The sequence below is a fragment of the Achromobacter sp. 1014246743 genome, from assembly GCF_059760725.1.
Window position 1 is genome coordinate 43,209 of the sequence record NZ_JCBANA010000029.1, and the last position, 15,947, is coordinate 59,155.

Below are 15,947 nucleotides of genomic sequence, written 5' to 3' on the forward strand. Positions count from 1 at the left end.
TAAAATCAGGGTTTACTTACTGTTTAAACACGGTGGCAGATCGTGAGCATCGCCTCTAATGAAGTGAACGTTTTGGTCCGTCCGGACTCCTACCTGACGCTGCACTACCGCATCACGCTGGCCTCCGGGCCGGGCCAGGATTCGGTGTTCACCGACACCTTCGACGGCCGTCCGGCCACGTTGCAGATGGGCAGCGGCCAATGGGCCCCCGGCCTGGAAAACGCCTTGCTGGGCAAGGCCGAGGGCGACCGCTTCAGCGTCACCATCGAGCCCGCCGACGCCTACGGCGACCGCAACCCCGAACTGATCCAGCGCGTCACCCGCAAGATGCTGGCCGAACATGCGGGCGCCGACGCCACCTTCGAACCGGGCGACCTGGTCGAATTCGCCGCGCCCAATGGCGGACGCTATTCGGGCGTGCTCAAGGAAATCAACGAGGAATCGGCGCTGTTCGATTTCAATCACCCGCTTGCGGGCGTCCGGTTGCGGGTCGACGTGGCGCTGCTGGGAGTTCTCTGATGAGCCAGGTTGTCACCGCCGCCGACGCCGAAGTCCTGCTGGCGCAGCCGCGCGGCTTCTGTGCCGGCGTCGATCGCGCCATCGACATCGTCGAGCGCGCACTCGAACTGCACGGCGCGCCCATCTACGTGCGCCACGAGATCGTCCATAACCGCTATGTGGTCGAAGACCTGCGCGCCAAAGGGGCCATCTTCATCGACGAACTCGATGATGCGCCTACCGGCGCCATCGTCGTGTTTTCGGCCCATGGCGTGTCCAAGGCGGTCCGGGCCGAGGCCGAGGCCCGCGGCCTGCAGGTGTTCGATGCCACCTGCCCGCTGGTCACCAAGGTCCACATCGAGGTCGCCCGCATGCGCGCCGCCGGCCGCGAGATCATCATGATCGGCCACAAGGGCCACCCGGAAGTCGAGGGCACGCTGGGCCAGGCCCAGGGCGGCATGTACCTGGTCGAAACCGTCGAGGACGTCGCCGGCCTGGAGGTCACCAACCCCGACAACCTCGCCTACGTGACCCAGACGACGCTGTCGGTGGACGACGCTGCGGCGGTGTCCAAGGCGCTCAAGGCGCGCTTTCCGAGCATTGTCGAGCCCAAGAAAAGCGACATCTGCTACGCCACGCAGAATCGCCAGGACGCGGTCAAGATGCTGTCGCCCGAGTGCGATCTGGTGCTGGTGGTGGGCAGCCCCAACAGCTCCAATTCCAACCGTCTGCGCGAAGTCGCCGACCGCATGGGCGTGGCCTCGTACCTGATCGACGGCGCGCAATCCATCGACCCGGCCTGGCTGGTCGGCCGCAAGCGCATCGGCGTCACCGCCGGCGCCTCGGCGCCCGAGATCCTGGTGCAGCAGGTGATCGCGCGGGTCAAGGAATTGGGCGCGGTGTCGGTGCGCACCATGCCGGGTCTGGAAGAGAACGTGGCGTTCCCGCTGCCCAAGGGCCTCTCGCGCAAGGCTGCGCAGACCGAATCGCTGGAATAGGCGCGCGGCGTTCCGGCGCCCCGCAATAGGCGCAGCGCCCGGCGGGCGGTGCGCGCGACAACATCCAAGGAGACTTCATGCAGTTGTACAGCTATTTCCGCAGCTCGGCCGCGTACCGGGTGCGCATCGCCCTGAACCTGAAAGGCCTGCCGTACGAATACCTGGCTGTGCATCTCTTGAAAGATGGCGGGCAGCAGCTGTCGCCCGATTACCGCAAGGTCAATCCGACAGGCCTGGTGCCCACGCTGATCGATGGCGATGCCGTCATCGGCCAGTCGCTCGCCATCATCGAGTACCTGGAAGAAACCCATCCGCAGGTGCCGCTGCTGCCGGCCGACCCGATCGGCCGCGCCCGGGTGCGCGACCTGGCGCTGGGCATTGCCTGCGACACGCACCCCTTGAACAACCTGCGCGTGCTGAAGTACCTGAAGCACACGCTGGGGGTGGACGAAGCCGCCAAGAATGCCTGGTATCGGCACTGGGTCGACCAGGGCCTGCAAGCCCTGGAGGCGCAATTGACCGGCTCGAGGGCCACCGGCAAGTTCTGCCATGGCGACACGCCCACCATCGCCGATCTTTGCCTGGTGCCGCAGGTGGCCAATGCGCGCCGCCTGGAATGCGACCTGAGCGCCATGCCCACGGTCGTGCGCATCGACGCCGCCTGCCGCGAATTGGCCGCCTTCGATGCGGCCGCGCCGGGCAAGCAGCCCGACGCAGAATGATGCCGAGCCGGCCGGGCCCTCCTGTGAGGTCCCGGCCGGTCGGTGTGGTCGCGCCGTTCAGCCCGCGGTTCAGCCCAATTGCACCGGTACGAAGATCTTGTCTTCTCCGCGCTGCACCAGCAGCGCGACGGTCTTGCCGGCCTTGGACAGGGCGTCCTTGACCTGGGCGACGTTGTGCACCGGCACGCCGTTCAACGACAGCAGTACGTCACCCGGCTGGATGCCTGCCTTGGCGGCGGGCCCGGCGGATTGCTCGATCAACAGCCCTTGCGTGCCCGACGCTTGCTGCTCTTGCGGTGACAGCGGGCGCAGTGCCAGGCCAAGCTGACCCTTCTGGACGTCGCGGCTTTCGCCGGACGCCTGCGCGCGGTCCTTGGGAATGCCGCCCAGGGTGGCCACCACTTCCTTGGCGCTGCCGTTGCGCCACAGGTCCAGCGTGATCTTTTCGCCCGGCGTGGCCAGCGTGATCAGCGAGGCCAGGTCGCCGGACGACACGATGGTCTTGCCGTTGATCTTGCGCACCACGTCGCCCGGTTGCAGGCCGGCTTTTTCGGCGGCGCTGCCTTTTTCCACGCTGGACACCAGCGCACCGGACGGCGTATCCAGCTTGAAGGAATTGGCCAGGTCCTGGTTCACTTCCTGCACCGTCACGCCCAGGCGCGCATGCTGCACCTTGCCATGCTCCAGGATCTGGTCCTTGATCTTGTAGGCCACGTCGATGGGAATCGAGAACGACAGGCCCTGGAAACCGCCGGTGCGGCTGTAGATCTGCGAGTTGATGCCGACCACTTCGCCGCGGTCATTGAACAGCGGTCCGCCGGAGTTGCCGGGGTTCACGGCCACGTCGGTCTGGATGAACGGCACCGAGGTGTCGTCCGGCAGCGAACGGCCCTTGGCGCTGACGATGCCGGCCGTGGCGGTGTTTTCCAGGCCGTAGGGCGAGCCGATGGCCAGCACCCATTCGCCGACCTGCAGCTGGTTCACGTCGCCCACCTTCACCACCGGCAGGTTCTTGGCGTCGATCTTGATGACGGCCACATCGGTCTGCGTGTCGGCGCCCAGCACCTTGGCGCGGTACTCGCGGCGGTCGGTCAGCTTGACGGTCACTTCCTTGGCGCCTTGCACGACGTGGGCATTGGTCAGGATGATGCCGTCGCTGCTGACGATGAAGCCGGAGCCCTCGCCGCGGATCGGCACCTCACGCGACGGCATGCCGCCGCGTGCGCCTGGAATCTGGCCGAAGAACTGCGCGAAGGGATCGTCGTCGTCATCGGACACCTTGCGCGTGCCGCTGATGCTGATGTTGACGACGGCGGGGCCGTAATCATGCGTGATCTGGACGAAGTTGGGGGCGCCGGTCGGGCTGATCGCGGGGGCGGCAGCGGCCACGGGCGACGGCGCATTGGCGGCCATCGAAATGCCGCCAAACGCGGCGGTGGCGCCCGCGCCGCCAATCGCGCCGGCAGCCAGCAGCGCCAGCACCAGGCGCGAGGGGTTCAATTGCGAGGTTTTCATGTCGGCTCCTGCGTTCATGTTTGAGGACATGGCGCTATCTTCGGGCCTGACACTTAGGTGAAACTTAAGCGGGCGGATTGCCCTGCGGAAAATCGACCTTGGCTCGCAAGCCCTGGCCGCCAGGGGCTTGCTCCAGGGTAATGGCGGCGCCGTGGCGGTCGGCGATGGCGCGCGCAATCGCCAGGCCCAGGCCGCTGCCGTGCTGGGTATTGCCTTGCACGCGATAGAAGCGGTCGAACACGCGTTCGCGTTCCTCGGGCGCGAGGCCGGGGCCGTTGTCGTCGATCGCCAGCACGGCGCGGCCATCCTGCGCATCCAGGCGAATGTCGATGTGGCCGCCGGCGGGCGTGTACTTGATGGCGTTGTCCAGCAGATTGCGCGCCAGCAGGACCAGCGCGTCACGATGACCGGTGACCCAGGCTTCGGGGGCGCCTTGCCGGTCCACCTCGATCCGTTTGGCATTGGCGGCCGCCAGGGTCTCGGACAAGGCCAGGCGCAGCACTTCGCCCAGGTCCACCGCGGCGACGGGCGGCTGCTCGGCCGTGTCTTCGTGGCGCGCCATGGACAGCAATTGCTCCACCAGCCGCGTGGCGCGTTCGATGCCGGCTGCCAGGCGCTGTTCGGCCACGCGCCGGCTGTCTTCGTCGCTCGCGCGGCGCAGGGACTGCAGTTGCAAGTTCAACGCTGCCAGGGGCGAGCGCAACTCGTGCGCCGCGTCGCCGACAAACTGCTTTTGCAGCGCGAACGCCCCGCGCATGCGTTCCAGCAGCAGATTCAGTTCCTGCATCAAGGGCCGGATCTCGTCGGGCAAGTCGGGCACGTCGATGGGCGACAGGTCTTCCGGGCGCCGGTCGGCGACCTGGGCGCGTGCGCGCTTGACCGGCCGCAGCGACCAGCTGACCACGCACCACACGATCAGCATCAGCAGCGGCGCGGCCGCCGCAATCGGCGCGATGGTGCGCCAGGCCAGGGCGCCGGCCATGCGTTTGCGCACATTCATGTCCTGCGCCACCTGGATGACCTGGAAAGGCGTGGCCAGCGAATAGACGCGGTAGGTGGTGCCTTCGACCTGGGCATCGGCAAAGCCCAGGACGATCTGGTCGGGCAGGGGGCGGCGCGAACGCGAATTGAAGACGCGCACGCCGTCCGGCGTCCAGATCTGGATGATCAGGTCATCGGCCATGGGCGTGGCGGTGCCTTGGGCGTGGGCCGGGCCCATCCGCAGCAGCCCGTCGCCGGTGCCCAGCGACAGCGCGGTGCGCTGCAGCAGCGAATCGAAGATGTCGTCGGCCTGCTGCAACGTGCTGCGATAGGCGATGGCGCCTTGCACCAGCGCGCCCACCGCAATGGCGGCGAGCAGGAAGAACAGCAAGCGGGCCCGCAGCGAATAGCTAAGCGGAATGCTCATGTTTTGGGAATGACATAGCCGACGCCCCTGACGTTCTGGATCAGGTCCTGACCCAGTTTCTTGCGCAGGCCATGAATATAAACCTCAACCGCGTTGCTGCTCACGCTGTCCTTCCAGCTGTAGAGCTTCTCTTCCAGCTGGGCGCGCGAAAAGATCATGCCGGGGCGGGCGATCAGCGGTTCCAGCACGGCCCATTCGCGCGCGGTCAGCGGCACCGGCATGCCATTGACCGTTGCGGCATGCGATTGCGGGTCGATGGTGACGCCATCGTGCTCGAAGATCGGTTCGGCGCGCCCCGCGCTGCGGCGGATCAGCGCGCGCATGCGGGCCAGCAGTTCATCGACGTCGTAAGGCTTGACGATGTAGTCATCGGCACCGGCGTCCAGGCCCGCGATGCGGTCGCTGACGGCATCGCGCGCGGTGGCGATCAGGACGGGGGTGCGGTCCTTGCGGCCGCGCAGGTCGCGCAGCAGGGCCAGGCCATCGCGCTTGGGCAGGCCGAGGTCCAGCAGGACGAGGTCATAGGGGTCGGTGCGCAGCGCCAGTTCGGCGGAGTGGCCGTCCTTGACCCAGTCGACGGCGTAATGCTCGGCGCGCAGGCAATCCAACACGCTTTCACCGATCATGATGTCGTCTTCGACAAGAAGGATGCGCATGGTTGTTCCAGCCTGAGGGAGGTTCCAGCAGGTTGGATGCGTAGGGCGGGGCGGGAGTTCCCCGGTGACGTCGATGCGCGGGGTCTGCGGTGAGCGGAAATGAAAAAAGCAGCCCGAAAGGGCTGCTTTTTGAATGCTGGTGCCGGCAATAGGAGTCGAACCTACGACCTTCGCATTACGAATGCGCTGCTCTACCAACTGAGCTATGCCGGCAAGACCATTTGCTTCGTTTCCGGACAAGCCAGAAGAGACAAGCAAAACATCTTTTTCTTCCCAATTCAGCGCCTTTTTATGGGGCCTGATCTGGAAAGACCGAAATCATATCAGAGTTTTTTGGTGATGGGAAACTTGCTGCGAAAGTTTCCACAAAAACTTCACGATTTGCACACTTCAAAATTTTCGTTCATAATCTCGTTTCTTAGCAGTTCCCCGATAGCTCAGTCGGTAGAGCGACGGACTGTTAATCCGCAGGTCGCTGGTTCGAGCCCAGCTCGGGGAGCCAAAGAATTCAGGGCCATTCACGTAAGTGAATGGCCCTTTTGGTTTGGGTTTTCGGTTCGGATTTTGGCAGCCTGGTGAAAGTTTTGTGTTATGTAATAACATTCTATTTTTCATCGGGTGGGTCATCATGCAGACAAAGCGCCAGGCGGAAGGCCAGACAGCAGGCCAGTTGATCAGCGCGGCGCGGCCGCAAGACGGGCGCTTGCCCGTGACGGTGTTGTCCGGATTCCTGGGCGCCGGCAAGACCACCTTGCTCAATCATGTCCTGAACAATCGCGAGGGGCGGCGCGTTGCGGTCATCGTCAACGACATGTCCGAGGTCAACATTGACGCCAGGCTGGTGCGCGACGGCGGTGCCGCGCTGTCGCGGGCCGACGAGAAGCTGGTTGAAATGAGCAATGGCTGCATCTGCTGTACGTTGCGGGAAGACCTGCTGATCGAAATACGGAGGCTCGCCGCGGAAGGGCGCTTCGACTATCTGCTGATCGAGTCCACCGGTATCTCCGAGCCGCTACCGGTTGCCGAGACCTTCACGTTTCGCGATGAAGATGGGGTCAGCCTGTCCGATGTCGCCCGGCTGGATACGATGGTGACGGTCGTGGATGCGTTCAACTTCCTGCGTGACTACGCGAGTCGTGACGATCTGGCCGCGCGAGGGCAGGCGCTGGGTGAGGATGATGGGCGCACGGTGGTCGACCTGCTGATCGAGCAGGTGGAATTCTGCGACGTCATGGTGCTGAACAAGACCGACCTGGTGGGCGCGCCCGACCTGGCGCGGCTTGAAGCCATCCTGCGCAAACTGAACCCGCGCGCCGATATCGTGCGCGGCGAATTCGGCCGTGTGCCCCTGTCGCGCGTGCTCGACACCGGACGCTTCGATTTCCACGCGGCGGCGCAGGCGCCCGCCTGGCTCACGGCGCTGCGCGGCGAGCACGTGTCCGAAAGCGAGGAATACGGCATCGGCAGTTTCGTGTTTCGCGCCCGCCGGCCGTTTCATCCGCAGCGGCTATGGGATTGGATGCACGAAGAATGGCCGGGCGTGGTGCGATCCAAGGGCTATTTCTGGCTGGCGACGCGCCCGGCGATCGCCGCGTCGTGGTCGCAAGCCGGGCCGGCGACGCGTTATGGTGCGGCCGGCTATTGGTGGGCGGCGCTGCCGGCCGAGCGTTGGCCCGAAGACGCCGAATCGCGCGCGCGCATCGTCGCCGAGTGGGATCCCGTCTACGGTGACCGTTGCCAGGAATTGGTGCTGATCGGCATCGGCATGGACGAACCTGCCTTGCGCGCGCGGTTGACGGCGTGCCTGATGACGCAGGAAGAAATGACCCGGCCGGCGACGGAATTGGCTACGATCCCTGATCCGTTCCCCGTCTGGGGTGCGGCGCATTAGGGAGGGCGGGGCAGGGCCTCGCGAAGTGATGGGCGCGCAAGACGACAAACGCATTGGCGTAACGGTAATTTCGGGCTTCCTGGGCAGTGGCAAGACCACCTTGCTCAACCGCCTGCTGCGCGAGCCGGCCTATGCCGATGCGGTCGTCATCGTCAACGAGTACGGCGATATCGGCGTGGACCATCATCTGGTGCGCCTGGCGCCGGACAATATCGTATTGATCGAAGGCGGCTGCCTGTGCTGCGTGGTAAGCGGGGCGGTTGCCGATACCCTGCGCGAGCTTTTCATGCTGGCGCTCAGCCGGCGCATCAAGCCGTTTCGGCGGGTGCTGATCGAGACCAGCGGGTTGGCAGACCCGGCACCGGTGCTTTTCACGCTCAAGCATGACCGCTTTCTTGCCGAGCGCTATGTGTATCAGGGCGCCCTGGTGGTGGTGGACGTGCGACATGGTCCGCAGCAGTTGGAGTCGCAGCCGGAAGCGCTGCGTCAATTGGCGCTGGCCGACACGGTGGTGTTCAGCAAATCCGACCTGGCCGATGCGGCGCAACTGCGCGAGGTGGAGCGGGCCGTGGCCCAGATCAATCCTGGCGCCCGGCGCTGTGTGCAGCGGGGCGACGCGCCCTTGGTGGGGGCACTGCTGGAAGGCCCGGATCCGCAATCGCGGCGCGACGGCGTCGAACTGGCAGGTTGGTTGCGCGCGTTTTCAAAGCCGATGGCGGCGCGGCATGCGCAGGTCGCCAGTTTTTCCATCACGCTGGTCGTCCCGATCGGTCGCGCCGCCTTCCTGGCGGGCGTCTCTCGTGTGCAAGAGCGGTTCGGGCCCGCGCTGCTGCGGATGAAGGGCCTGGTCTGTTTCGAGGGCGATGCCCTGCCTTGCGAGGTGCATGGCGTGCATGGCGAGCTGTATCCCATCCGTCCCTTGGTCCAGTGGCCGGACGATGATCGGTTGTCGCAATTGGTCTATATCGTCAGGGGGGCGGATCCCGCCGACGTGCGGGCGGCGGCGTGCGCCGCTTTGGGCCAGTTCCCTGCCTAGCGAACGTTTCGATCTCAGGTCCGGGGCGGCTCGCCCCCACCCTTGGTGTCATTTCAGATGCTGAAAATGCACGGAAATACGGTATAACCCGTAAAGTCTGGTGCAAAAATCGAGACAATCATGGACCGTTTGAAAGCGATGCAGGTGTTCGTGGAGGTCGCCGACAGGGGGAGTTTGTCGGCGGCGGCGGTTCATCTGGATATGTCCCGGGCCATGGTGTCGCGCTACCTGGCAGAAATGGAACAATGGGTCGGGGTGCGCCTGTTGCATCGCACGACCCGGCGCCTGAGCCTGACGCCGGCCGGCGCCGAAACCCTGCCGCGCTGTCGGCAGATGCTCGACATGGTGGGCGATCTGCGCAGTGCCGTGTCCACGCCCGAAGACACGCCGCGCGGTCTGTTGCGCATGACCACCAGCATGTCGTTCGGCTCCCGCCATCTCGCCCGCCTCATCACCGAATACGTCAAGTTGCACCCGGGCACCTCGGTCGATCTGATGCTGGTCGATCGCGCCGTCAATCTGGTCGAGGAACGGGTCGACCTGGCCGTGCGCATCACCAATGACCTGGACCCCAACCTGATTGCCCGCAAGCTGGCGGTGTGCCGCTCGGTGGTGTGCGCGTCGCCCGAATACCTGCAGCGCGAGGGCGAACCCGCCCGGATCGAAGACCTGTCCCTGCGCAACTGCCTGACCCACTCCTACTTCGGCAAAAGCCTGTGGCGCTTCGAGCGCGACGGCGTGCCGGTGGATGTGCCGGTCAGCGGCAATATCAGCGCCAACGAGGTTTCCGTGTTGGTGCAGGCGGCGCTGGAGGGGGCGGGGGTGGCCATGTTGCCCACGTACTACGCCACCGAATATGTGGCCGAAGGCCGGCTGAAGGTCATTCTGCCCCACGCCAAGCCGCAGGAGCTGGGGATCTATGGGGTCTATGTGTCGCGTCGCCAGATGCCGCTGATCCTGCGTTCGATGCTGGATTTCCTGGTCGAACGGCTGGAGTCCACGCCCTGGGATACGCCGTAGCGCGCGGGGTGGGCCGGGGCTTGGGTGCGTTGGGTGGGGCGTTCTTGCAGGCGCTGCCGGTTGAGGGGCGGGTATATAACGGTATAATTTGGGTGCTTTCCCGGTCGGCAGGGCGCTGAACTGCAGGGCTTTTGCCAATCGCCGCAAGCATGTAGTCTTAGAAAAACATCTAAGAATCGTAATTCCGGCTTAACAGGCCGCGGCATCGTGGGGCAGGGGCTCCGGATGCACGAGGGGAGGCGCACCCGGGTCTTCGGCAGGCGGCGGCCAATATGCCGCGCCGACATCCGGTGCCTGACGATTCAGGTCCTTGATCTCGATTGCCGCAATATCGATTGCCTCGGAAATAGTGCCAGATACGGCGCGGTTCGCAGGCTTGTTGGCTTGCTATGCCAGCTTTTCCGGATTGTGCTTAAAACATTGCCCCGCGGATTGCCGGGGTAGGCGTGCAGCCCATCTTGCATGGTGCGAACCCTGCGGCCCGAGCCCGCGGCGGTTGTCAGTAAACACAGGATTCTCGTGAGAAATTCGCAAACCAGCGCAGTCTGTTGCCGTACCGCCCATCGGTTGGTTCGGGCGGCTGCGCGAGTCCGCGTATTGGACGTTGCGAGTATCGGACGTCGCGAATTTGAATTTGGCGCAAGCACAAATGAAAAAGGCCCGGCGCAATCGCCAGGCCTTGATCAATTTGGTTGCGGGGGCAGGATTTGAACCTACGACCTTCGGGTTATGAGCCCGACGAGCTGCCAGACTGCTCCACCCCGCGTCTGAGAAAAGAATATTAACCTTATTTTCACCCTAACGCAAGTTAGCCCCTTTTTATTGAATTTGAATGTCGATGAACGATAGCGAGGCGATACTCGTGCTGGAAACCGCGCTGCTATGCGCGGTGCAGCCGATGCAACTGTCCGAAATGCGCAAGCTGTTCGGTGACGATGAACAATTCGACAACAGTGCGCTGCGCACGTTGCTGGAAACCCTGCAGGCCAATTGGGCCGATGGCGGCCTGGAACTCGTGCAGCTGGCCACGGGCTGGCGGTTCCAGAGCCGTCCGCACATGCAGCGCTACCTGGAACGGCTGAATCCTGAAAAGCCGCCCAAGTATTCACGCGCGGTGATGGAAACGCTGGCCATCGTGGCCTGGCGCCAGCCGGTCACCCGCGGCGACATCGAAGACATTCGCGGCGTCACGGTGTCGTCCAACATCGTCAAGGCGCTGGAAGACCGTGGCTGGATCGAAGTGATCGGCCATCGCGACGCGCCGGGCCGGCCGGCTTTGTTCGGCACCACCCGACAATTTCTCGATGATCTGGGCCTGCGCGCCCTGGATGAACTGCCTGCGCTGGAGTCCGCCCATGCGGCGGCGGCCCTGGCCGGCCTGGACCTGGGCGAAGTGCAGCAATTGGCTGAAGCCGCCGAGGCCGAGGCGCAGGGTGAAATGGCTGCCGTGGAAGGCGAAGCGGCGGCAGGGGGCGACGCGGTCGATACCGACGCACAAGGGAGTATCCCGGTTGCGGAATTGTCTGTTTCGGACGACGATGCAACCACAGGCACGGGCGATAGCGTAGAATCCCCGCTTTCGCGCCCAGAAGAAAACGCGATTCCCGCAGACGATTCCACCGTCCGGGCGCAAGCCGAAAGCTTGCCCGATGCGCCATCCGTGGGCATCGAGGATGCCGGGCGCTTCGATCAAGCCGAGGCGCCGGGCGTGGATGCCGCCCAAGAGGCGCATGGCGGGTTGTCCGAAAATCCTGCTGATACTGACAGTTCCAACGCGGCTGCCGACTCAGGCGCCGAGAATGAGCTTGTCGACCACGCGGAAAGCGCGAAACCGACCGAACCGATAGACAAGGCCGAACCCCTGGCGCCTGGCGCCGACGCGTTCGAGCCTGATACCGGCTCCGCCACGGCGGAGCCTGCCGAGCCGGATTCCGATCAGCCCGAGGCTGAGCGCGAACCGGCGTCCCCAGATGATGATGCGCCTGCCACCGGCAGGCCTACCCAAGTTTGAAATTCGGAGCTGTCCCAGTGACAACGAATACAGCAATGCAGGACGACAATCCCCGTCCGGATGACGCCGTTTCCAACGGTCAGCCGGACGCCTCCGCCACCCGCGAGCCGGCCGCCGAAGGCGAAGCCCGCGGCCGTGGCCGCAAGCTGCGCACGCCGTTTCGCCGCCGTCGTGGCGATGCCCCTGCCGCCGAGCAGGCGCCCGCCGCTGCCGATGCGCAGGCCCCCGCGGCCAGCGTCGCCGATACGGCCGATACCCGTGGCGGCGAGCAGGAAGCCGAGCAGGCGTTGTCGTACCTGGATACCGCCGACCGCATGGAGCAGCGGCTGGGCAAGTACCTGAACAGCGACGTGGTCATGCCCAAGCTGCACAAGGTGCTGGCCGACGCCGGCATCGGCTCGCGCCGCGAAATGGAAGAGCTGATCGTTGCCGGCCGCGTATCGGTCAATGGCGAGCCCGCCCATATCGGCCAGCGCGTGGCCCCGAACGACCAGGTCCGCGTCAATGGCAAGCCCATCATGCGGACCAACACCAAGAAGCCCCCGCGCGTGATCCTGTATCACAAGCCCTCCGGCGAAATCGTCAGCCACGACGATCCGGGCGGCCGTGCCAGCGTGTTCGCGCGTCTGCCCAAGCTGCGTACCGGCAAGTGGTTGTCGGTGGGGCGGCTGGATCTGAACACCGAGGGCCTCCTGATTTTCACCACCTCGGGCGACATGGCCAACCGGATCATGCATCCGCGCTATGGCACCGAACGCGAGTACGCCGTACGCGTGCTGGGTGAAATGGACGAAGCCCAGCGCCAGTCGCTGGTCGACGGCATCGAGCTGGAAGACGGCGTGGCCGCTTTCGGCGCGCTGGACTACCTGGGCGGCGACGGCAGCAATCGCTGGTACCGCGTGACCCTGCAGGAAGGCCGCAATCGCGAAGTGCGCCGCATGTTCGAGGCGGTCGGCGTCACTGTCAGCCGCCTGATCCGCACCCGTTTTGGTGACGTGGTGCTGCCGCGCACGCTGCGCCGTGGTCGCTGGGAAGAATTGGACGCCTCACTGGTCACCGCCCTGATGGTGCAGCTGGGATTGTTGCGTGAAGACGACGATGCCGGTGGCAACCGTCGCCGGTCCAAGCAGCCGCAGTCGCATGACAGCGCCTTGCCCCCGGGCTTTGGCACGCTGGACCGCAACGGCATGAACGGCGCCCGCATCGGCCGCCGTGGCAAGATCCAGGGCGGCCGCGTAGGCAGTGCCGGCCAGGCGGCGGCGTGTCCGTCGGATCCCTTCGGTACCGGCCTGATGATCGCCGGCGGTTACGCGAATGGCCATCCGCTGGCTGGCGAGGCCAATGGCAATGGTAATGGCAACGGCAATCGCAAGGGCGGCAAGCCCGTCGGCGGCCGGGGCGCCGGGGCCGCTGGCGGCAAGCCGGGCGGCCGCAGCGGCGGCAAGGCGGGTGGCAAGCCGCGCGGTCCGCGCGCGGCGGCTGCCAACGGACCGGTGGCCAATACGGCCGCGGGCAATGTGGCCGAGGCGCCGGCAGGCGCGGGTCGCAAGCCGGCGGGGGGCAAGCCCGGCGGCAAACCGGCGGGCGCGCGTGGCGGTAATGCCGGCCGGGGCGCCAAGCCTGCGGGTGCGGGCCGTGGTGGCAACAAGGCCGAGGGCTCGCGTGCGGGCGGCGGCAACAACAAGGGTCCGGGTGCCGGCGGCAAGCCGCGGGCCCCGCGCAATGCGTCGTCCTCGCCGCGTGGCGACGACTGGCAACCGCGTGGCGCGTCGGCCCACGAATCGCGCCTGGGCGTGATGAGCGGCCGGGGCGGAAGAGGGCGCTGAGCCGCCTGCCGGGCGGCGCCGGGGTGGCGTCGCCTGTCGGATGTGTCCCACATAAACGTAAGCCCGTGACGAATCAGGCGTTTTTCCAGTTTATCTGGTAAAATCAATGGTTTTCATGGCTTCGCGTTCTTGCTTTCGCGCCTTGGCTTTAGGCCGCGGAAGGGTTGCGTGGGGCGGGCTGGTGCGCCGCAGTGGCGGTGCAAGCCGAAATTTAGGTCGCAATATAGGGCACTGCCCAGCATTGCTCCTTACGTGCAGTAAGGGTGGCGGCTGGGCGTTGTGCAATACGGTGGGCTGGGCGTGCAGCCCATTTTTTTTGAGTATATGGCTGATTTATTCGCATTGACCGAAGAAGCGCTTGCCGGCATGGATGTCGAACTCGTCGACGTCGAGCGTGCCGCGCTGGGCCTATTGCGCGTCACGATCGATCGGGTCGGCGGTGTGCGCATCGAAGACTGCGAGCAGGTGTCCCGCCAATTGTCGCGGGTGTACGAGGTCGAGAACATCGACTACAAGCGGCTGGAAGTCGGTTCGCCGGGCATTGACCGCCCGTTGCGCAACGAGACCGAATTCCGCCGTTTCGCAGGCGAACGCATCGAGATCAAGCTGCGCGAGGCATTGGACGGGCGCAAGGTCTTTTCCGGCACGTTGACCGTGCCCGAAGACACGCCCGCAGCCCCGGATGCCGCGGCTGGAATGCACAAGACCGTGTTCGGTCTCGAATTTGAGGCAAAAAAGAACGAAGTCCAGGTGTTGAATTTCACGGTCGATGATATCGAGCGTGCAAAACTGGATCCCGTTCTGGATTTCAAGGGCAAAAAGCGATGAGTCGCGAAATTCTTCTGTTGGTCGATGCCTTGGCGCGTGAAAAGAACGTCACGCGTGATGTCGTGTTCGGAGCGCTTGAAAGCGCGCTGGCCTCGGCCATGAAAAAGCGCTTCAAGGATGATGCGGACATTCGTGTTGCCATCGATCGTGAAACCGGTGACCACGAAGGTTTCCGCCGCTGGCTGGTGGTGCCGGACGAGGCCGGCCTGCAAGAACCCGACAAGCAGGAAATGCTGTCGGACGCGGTCGAGATCGTGCCTGGCATCAAGGAAGGCGAATACATCGAAGAGCCGCTCGAGCCCATCGAATTCGGCCGCATCGGCGCCCAGGCTGCCAAGCAGGCGATCCTGCAGAAGATCCGCGACGCCGAGCGCGAACAGGTGCTGAACGACTTCCTGGACCGTGGCGAAACCATCGTGTCCGGCACGATCAAGCGCATGGACAAGGGCGACGCCATCATCGAAACGGGCAAGATCGAAGCGCGCCTGCCGCGTTCCGAAATGATCCCGAAGGAAAACCTGCGGGTCGCCGACCGTGTCCGCGCTTTCGTGTTGCGCGTCGACCACGCGGCTCGCGGGCAGCAGGTGATCCTGTCGCGCACCTCGCCCGAGTTCATCCGCCAGCTGTTCGAGAACGAAGTGCCCGAGATCGAGCAGGGCCTGCTCGAGATCAAGGCGGCTGCCCGTGACGCCGGCGTGCGTGCGAAGATCGCCGTGGTGGCATACGATAAGCGTATCGACCCGATCGGCACCTGCGTCGGCATGCGCGGTTCGCGCGTGACCGCCGTGCGCAACGAGCTGGGTGGCGAACAGGTCGATATCGTGCTGTGGTCCGAAGACCCCGCGCAGTTCGTCATCGGTGCCCTGGCGCCCGCCAACGTCGAATCCATCGTGGTGGACGAAGACAAGCACGCGATGGACGTCGTGGTCGACGAAGAAAACCTGCCCAAGGCCATCGGCGCCAAGGGCCAGAACGTGCGCCTGGCTTCCGAGCTGACCGGCTGGCAGATCAACATCATGACGCCGGAAGAAAGCCTGAACCGCCAGGAAGTCGAGCGTTCGGGCCTGCGCGCCACGTTCATGAACAAGCTGGACGTCGATGAGGAAGTCGCCGACATCCTGATCGACGAAGGTTTTACCGGTATCGAGGAAATTGCCTACGTGCCCATGCAGGAACTGCTGGAAATCGAGGCGTTTGACGAAGACACCATCAACGAGTTGCGCGCCCGTGCCCGCAATGCGCTCCTGACCGAGGCCATCGCCCAGGAAGAGCGTCTTGAAACGGCACAGGATTTGCTGGAACTCGAAGGCATGACGCAGGAACTGGCCGCCAAGCTGGCCGAGCGTCAAGTGCATACGCGTGATGATCTGGCCGAATTGGCAACGGACGAGCTGGCGGAAATCGCCGGCCTGACCGAGCAGGAAGCCAGCGACCTCATCATGCGTGCCCGCGCCCATTGGTTCGACGAAGAATAACCATAAGGACACGGGTCTGCGGCGGGTGCCGTCATGTCCGCCGCAAGTTCACGTTGTTTGTAA

Annotated in this window: 13 protein-coding genes and 3 tRNA genes; 11 read left to right on the plus strand and 5 right to left on the minus strand. The window is 64.8% G+C overall.

Annotated features, from left to right (window positions below; all coding sequences use genetic code 11):
- Nucleotides 1-42: 42 nt before the first annotated feature.
- The 3 genes from AC6LJ2_RS14170 (at nt 43) to maiA (ending at nt 2,218) form a co-directional block, all read left to right on the plus strand.
- Nucleotides 43-519 carry an FKBP-type peptidyl-prolyl cis-trans isomerase gene (locus tag AC6LJ2_RS14170; protein WP_263910748.1) on the plus strand — a complete coding sequence of 159 codons (477 nt, stop codon included), beginning with the start codon at nt 43-45 and terminating at the stop codon, nt 517-519.
- On the plus strand, nt 519-1,496 hold the full coding sequence (ispH, locus tag AC6LJ2_RS14175; RefSeq protein ID WP_263910750.1) for a 4-hydroxy-3-methylbut-2-enyl diphosphate reductase: 978 nt from the start codon (nt 519-521) through the stop codon (nt 1,494-1,496). Before AC6LJ2_RS14170 ends, ispH begins: the two co-directional genes overlap by 1 nt.
- A 77-nt stretch (nt 1,497-1,573) precedes the next feature.
- Nucleotides 1,574-2,218: a maleylacetoacetate isomerase gene (gene maiA, locus AC6LJ2_RS14180; RefSeq protein WP_263910752.1), complete on the plus strand. Its 645-nt coding sequence runs from the start codon at nt 1,574-1,576 to the stop codon at nt 2,216-2,218.
- 69 nt (nt 2,219-2,287) lie between these two features.
- On the opposite strand, the gene AC6LJ2_RS14185 is transcribed toward maiA, so the two are convergent.
- From AC6LJ2_RS14185 to AC6LJ2_RS14200, 4 genes are all read right to left on the minus strand, one after another.
- Entirely contained in the window at nt 2,288-3,733 is a 1,446-nt protein-coding gene (locus AC6LJ2_RS14185) for a DegQ family serine endoprotease (RefSeq protein WP_263910753.1), read from the minus strand.
- Nucleotides 3,734-3,797: 64 nt separating this feature from the next.
- Nucleotides 3,798-5,141, minus strand: a complete 1,344-nt coding sequence (locus AC6LJ2_RS14190; protein WP_263910754.1) for an ATP-binding protein — start codon at nt 5,139-5,141, stop codon at nt 3,798-3,800.
- Nucleotides 5,138-5,797 (minus strand): response regulator, encoded by a 660-nt coding sequence (locus AC6LJ2_RS14195; protein WP_263910755.1) that lies wholly within the window; start codon nt 5,795-5,797, stop codon nt 5,138-5,140. Before AC6LJ2_RS14195 ends, AC6LJ2_RS14190 begins: the two co-directional genes overlap by 4 nt.
- Before the next feature lie 137 nt (nt 5,798-5,934).
- Nucleotides 5,935-6,010 (minus strand) — tRNA-Thr (locus AC6LJ2_RS14200).
- 213 nt (nt 6,011-6,223) lie between these two features.
- On the opposite strand from AC6LJ2_RS14200, the gene AC6LJ2_RS14205 reads away from it, so the two are divergent.
- The 4 genes from AC6LJ2_RS14205 (at nt 6,224) to AC6LJ2_RS14220 (ending at nt 9,744) form a co-directional block, all read left to right on the plus strand.
- Nucleotides 6,224-6,299 (plus strand) — tRNA-Asn (locus AC6LJ2_RS14205).
- Nucleotides 6,300-6,425: 126 nt separating this feature from the next.
- Nucleotides 6,426-7,688 carry a zinc metallochaperone GTPase ZigA gene (zigA, locus tag AC6LJ2_RS14210; RefSeq protein WP_498151594.1) on the plus strand — a complete coding sequence of 421 codons (1,263 nt, stop codon included), beginning with the start codon at nt 6,426-6,428 and terminating at the stop codon, nt 7,686-7,688.
- Nucleotides 7,689-7,716: 28 nt separating this feature from the next.
- On the plus strand, nt 7,717-8,724 hold the full coding sequence (locus AC6LJ2_RS14215; protein ID WP_263910757.1) for a CobW family GTP-binding protein: 1,008 nt from the start codon (nt 7,717-7,719) through the stop codon (nt 8,722-8,724).
- A gap of 120 nt (nt 8,725-8,844) precedes the next feature.
- Nucleotides 8,845-9,744, plus strand: coding sequence for a LysR family transcriptional regulator (locus AC6LJ2_RS14220; RefSeq protein WP_263910758.1), 900 nt, complete (start codon nt 8,845-8,847; stop codon nt 9,742-9,744).
- Between the two features lie 689 nt (nt 9,745-10,433).
- Here AC6LJ2_RS14220 and AC6LJ2_RS14225 read toward each other — a convergent pair.
- Nucleotides 10,434-10,510: transfer RNA gene (locus AC6LJ2_RS14225), tRNA-Met, on the minus strand.
- A gap of 66 nt (nt 10,511-10,576) precedes the next feature.
- Here AC6LJ2_RS14225 and scpB point away from each other — a divergent pair.
- The 4 genes from scpB to nusA all read left to right on the plus strand — a co-directional run bounded on the left by scpB (nt 10,577) and on the right by nusA (nt 15,884).
- The gene (scpB, locus tag AC6LJ2_RS14230; protein ID WP_498151590.1) at nt 10,577-11,755 is read left to right on the plus strand and encodes an SMC-Scp complex subunit ScpB; all 1,179 of its coding nucleotides are present in this window, start codon (nt 10,577-10,579) and stop codon (nt 11,753-11,755) included.
- 35 nt (nt 11,756-11,790) lie between these two features.
- The gene (rluB, locus tag AC6LJ2_RS14235) at nt 11,791-13,581 is read left to right on the plus strand and encodes a 23S rRNA pseudouridine(2605) synthase RluB (RefSeq protein WP_263910761.1); all 1,791 of its coding nucleotides are present in this window, start codon (nt 11,791-11,793) and stop codon (nt 13,579-13,581) included.
- Between the two features lie 324 nt (nt 13,582-13,905).
- Nucleotides 13,906-14,409 carry a ribosome maturation factor RimP gene (gene rimP / locus AC6LJ2_RS14240; protein ID WP_263910786.1) on the plus strand — a complete coding sequence of 168 codons (504 nt, stop codon included), beginning with the start codon at nt 13,906-13,908 and terminating at the stop codon, nt 14,407-14,409.
- Complete coding sequence (gene nusA, locus AC6LJ2_RS14245; protein ID WP_175193902.1) at nt 14,406-15,884, plus strand: transcription termination factor NusA; 1,479 nt, start codon at nt 14,406-14,408, stop codon at nt 15,882-15,884. The genes rimP and nusA overlap by 4 nt, the downstream gene beginning before the upstream one ends.
- Nucleotides 15,885-15,947 lie beyond the last annotated feature (63 nt).

Coding starts and splice junctions, on each gene's coding strand:
- zigA (WP_498151594.1), top strand. CDS start 6,426: ATGCAGACAAAGCGCCAGGCGGAAGGCCAGACAGCAGGCCAGTTGATC.
- AC6LJ2_RS14185 (WP_263910753.1), bottom strand. CDS start 3,733: ATGAAAACCTCGCAATTGAACCCCTCGCGCCTGGTGCTGGCGCTGCTG.
- ispH (WP_263910750.1), top strand. CDS start 519: ATGAGCCAGGTTGTCACCGCCGCCGACGCCGAAGTCCTGCTGGCGCAG.
- maiA (WP_263910752.1), top strand. CDS start 1,574: ATGCAGTTGTACAGCTATTTCCGCAGCTCGGCCGCGTACCGGGTGCGC.
- AC6LJ2_RS14215 (WP_263910757.1), top strand. CDS start 7,717: ATGGGCGCGCAAGACGACAAACGCATTGGCGTAACGGTAATTTCGGGC.
- scpB (WP_498151590.1), top strand. CDS start 10,577: ATGTCGATGAACGATAGCGAGGCGATACTCGTGCTGGAAACCGCGCTG.
- AC6LJ2_RS14220 (WP_263910758.1), top strand. CDS start 8,845: ATGGACCGTTTGAAAGCGATGCAGGTGTTCGTGGAGGTCGCCGACAGG.
- AC6LJ2_RS14195 (WP_263910755.1), bottom strand. CDS start 5,797: ATGCGCATCCTTCTTGTCGAAGACGACATCATGATCGGTGAAAGCGTG.
- rimP (WP_263910786.1), top strand. CDS start 13,906: ATGGCTGATTTATTCGCATTGACCGAAGAAGCGCTTGCCGGCATGGAT.
- nusA (WP_175193902.1), top strand. CDS start 14,406: ATGAGTCGCGAAATTCTTCTGTTGGTCGATGCCTTGGCGCGTGAAAAG.
- AC6LJ2_RS14190 (WP_263910754.1), bottom strand. CDS start 5,141: ATGAGCATTCCGCTTAGCTATTCGCTGCGGGCCCGCTTGCTGTTCTTC.
- rluB (WP_263910761.1), top strand. CDS start 11,791: ATGCAGGACGACAATCCCCGTCCGGATGACGCCGTTTCCAACGGTCAG.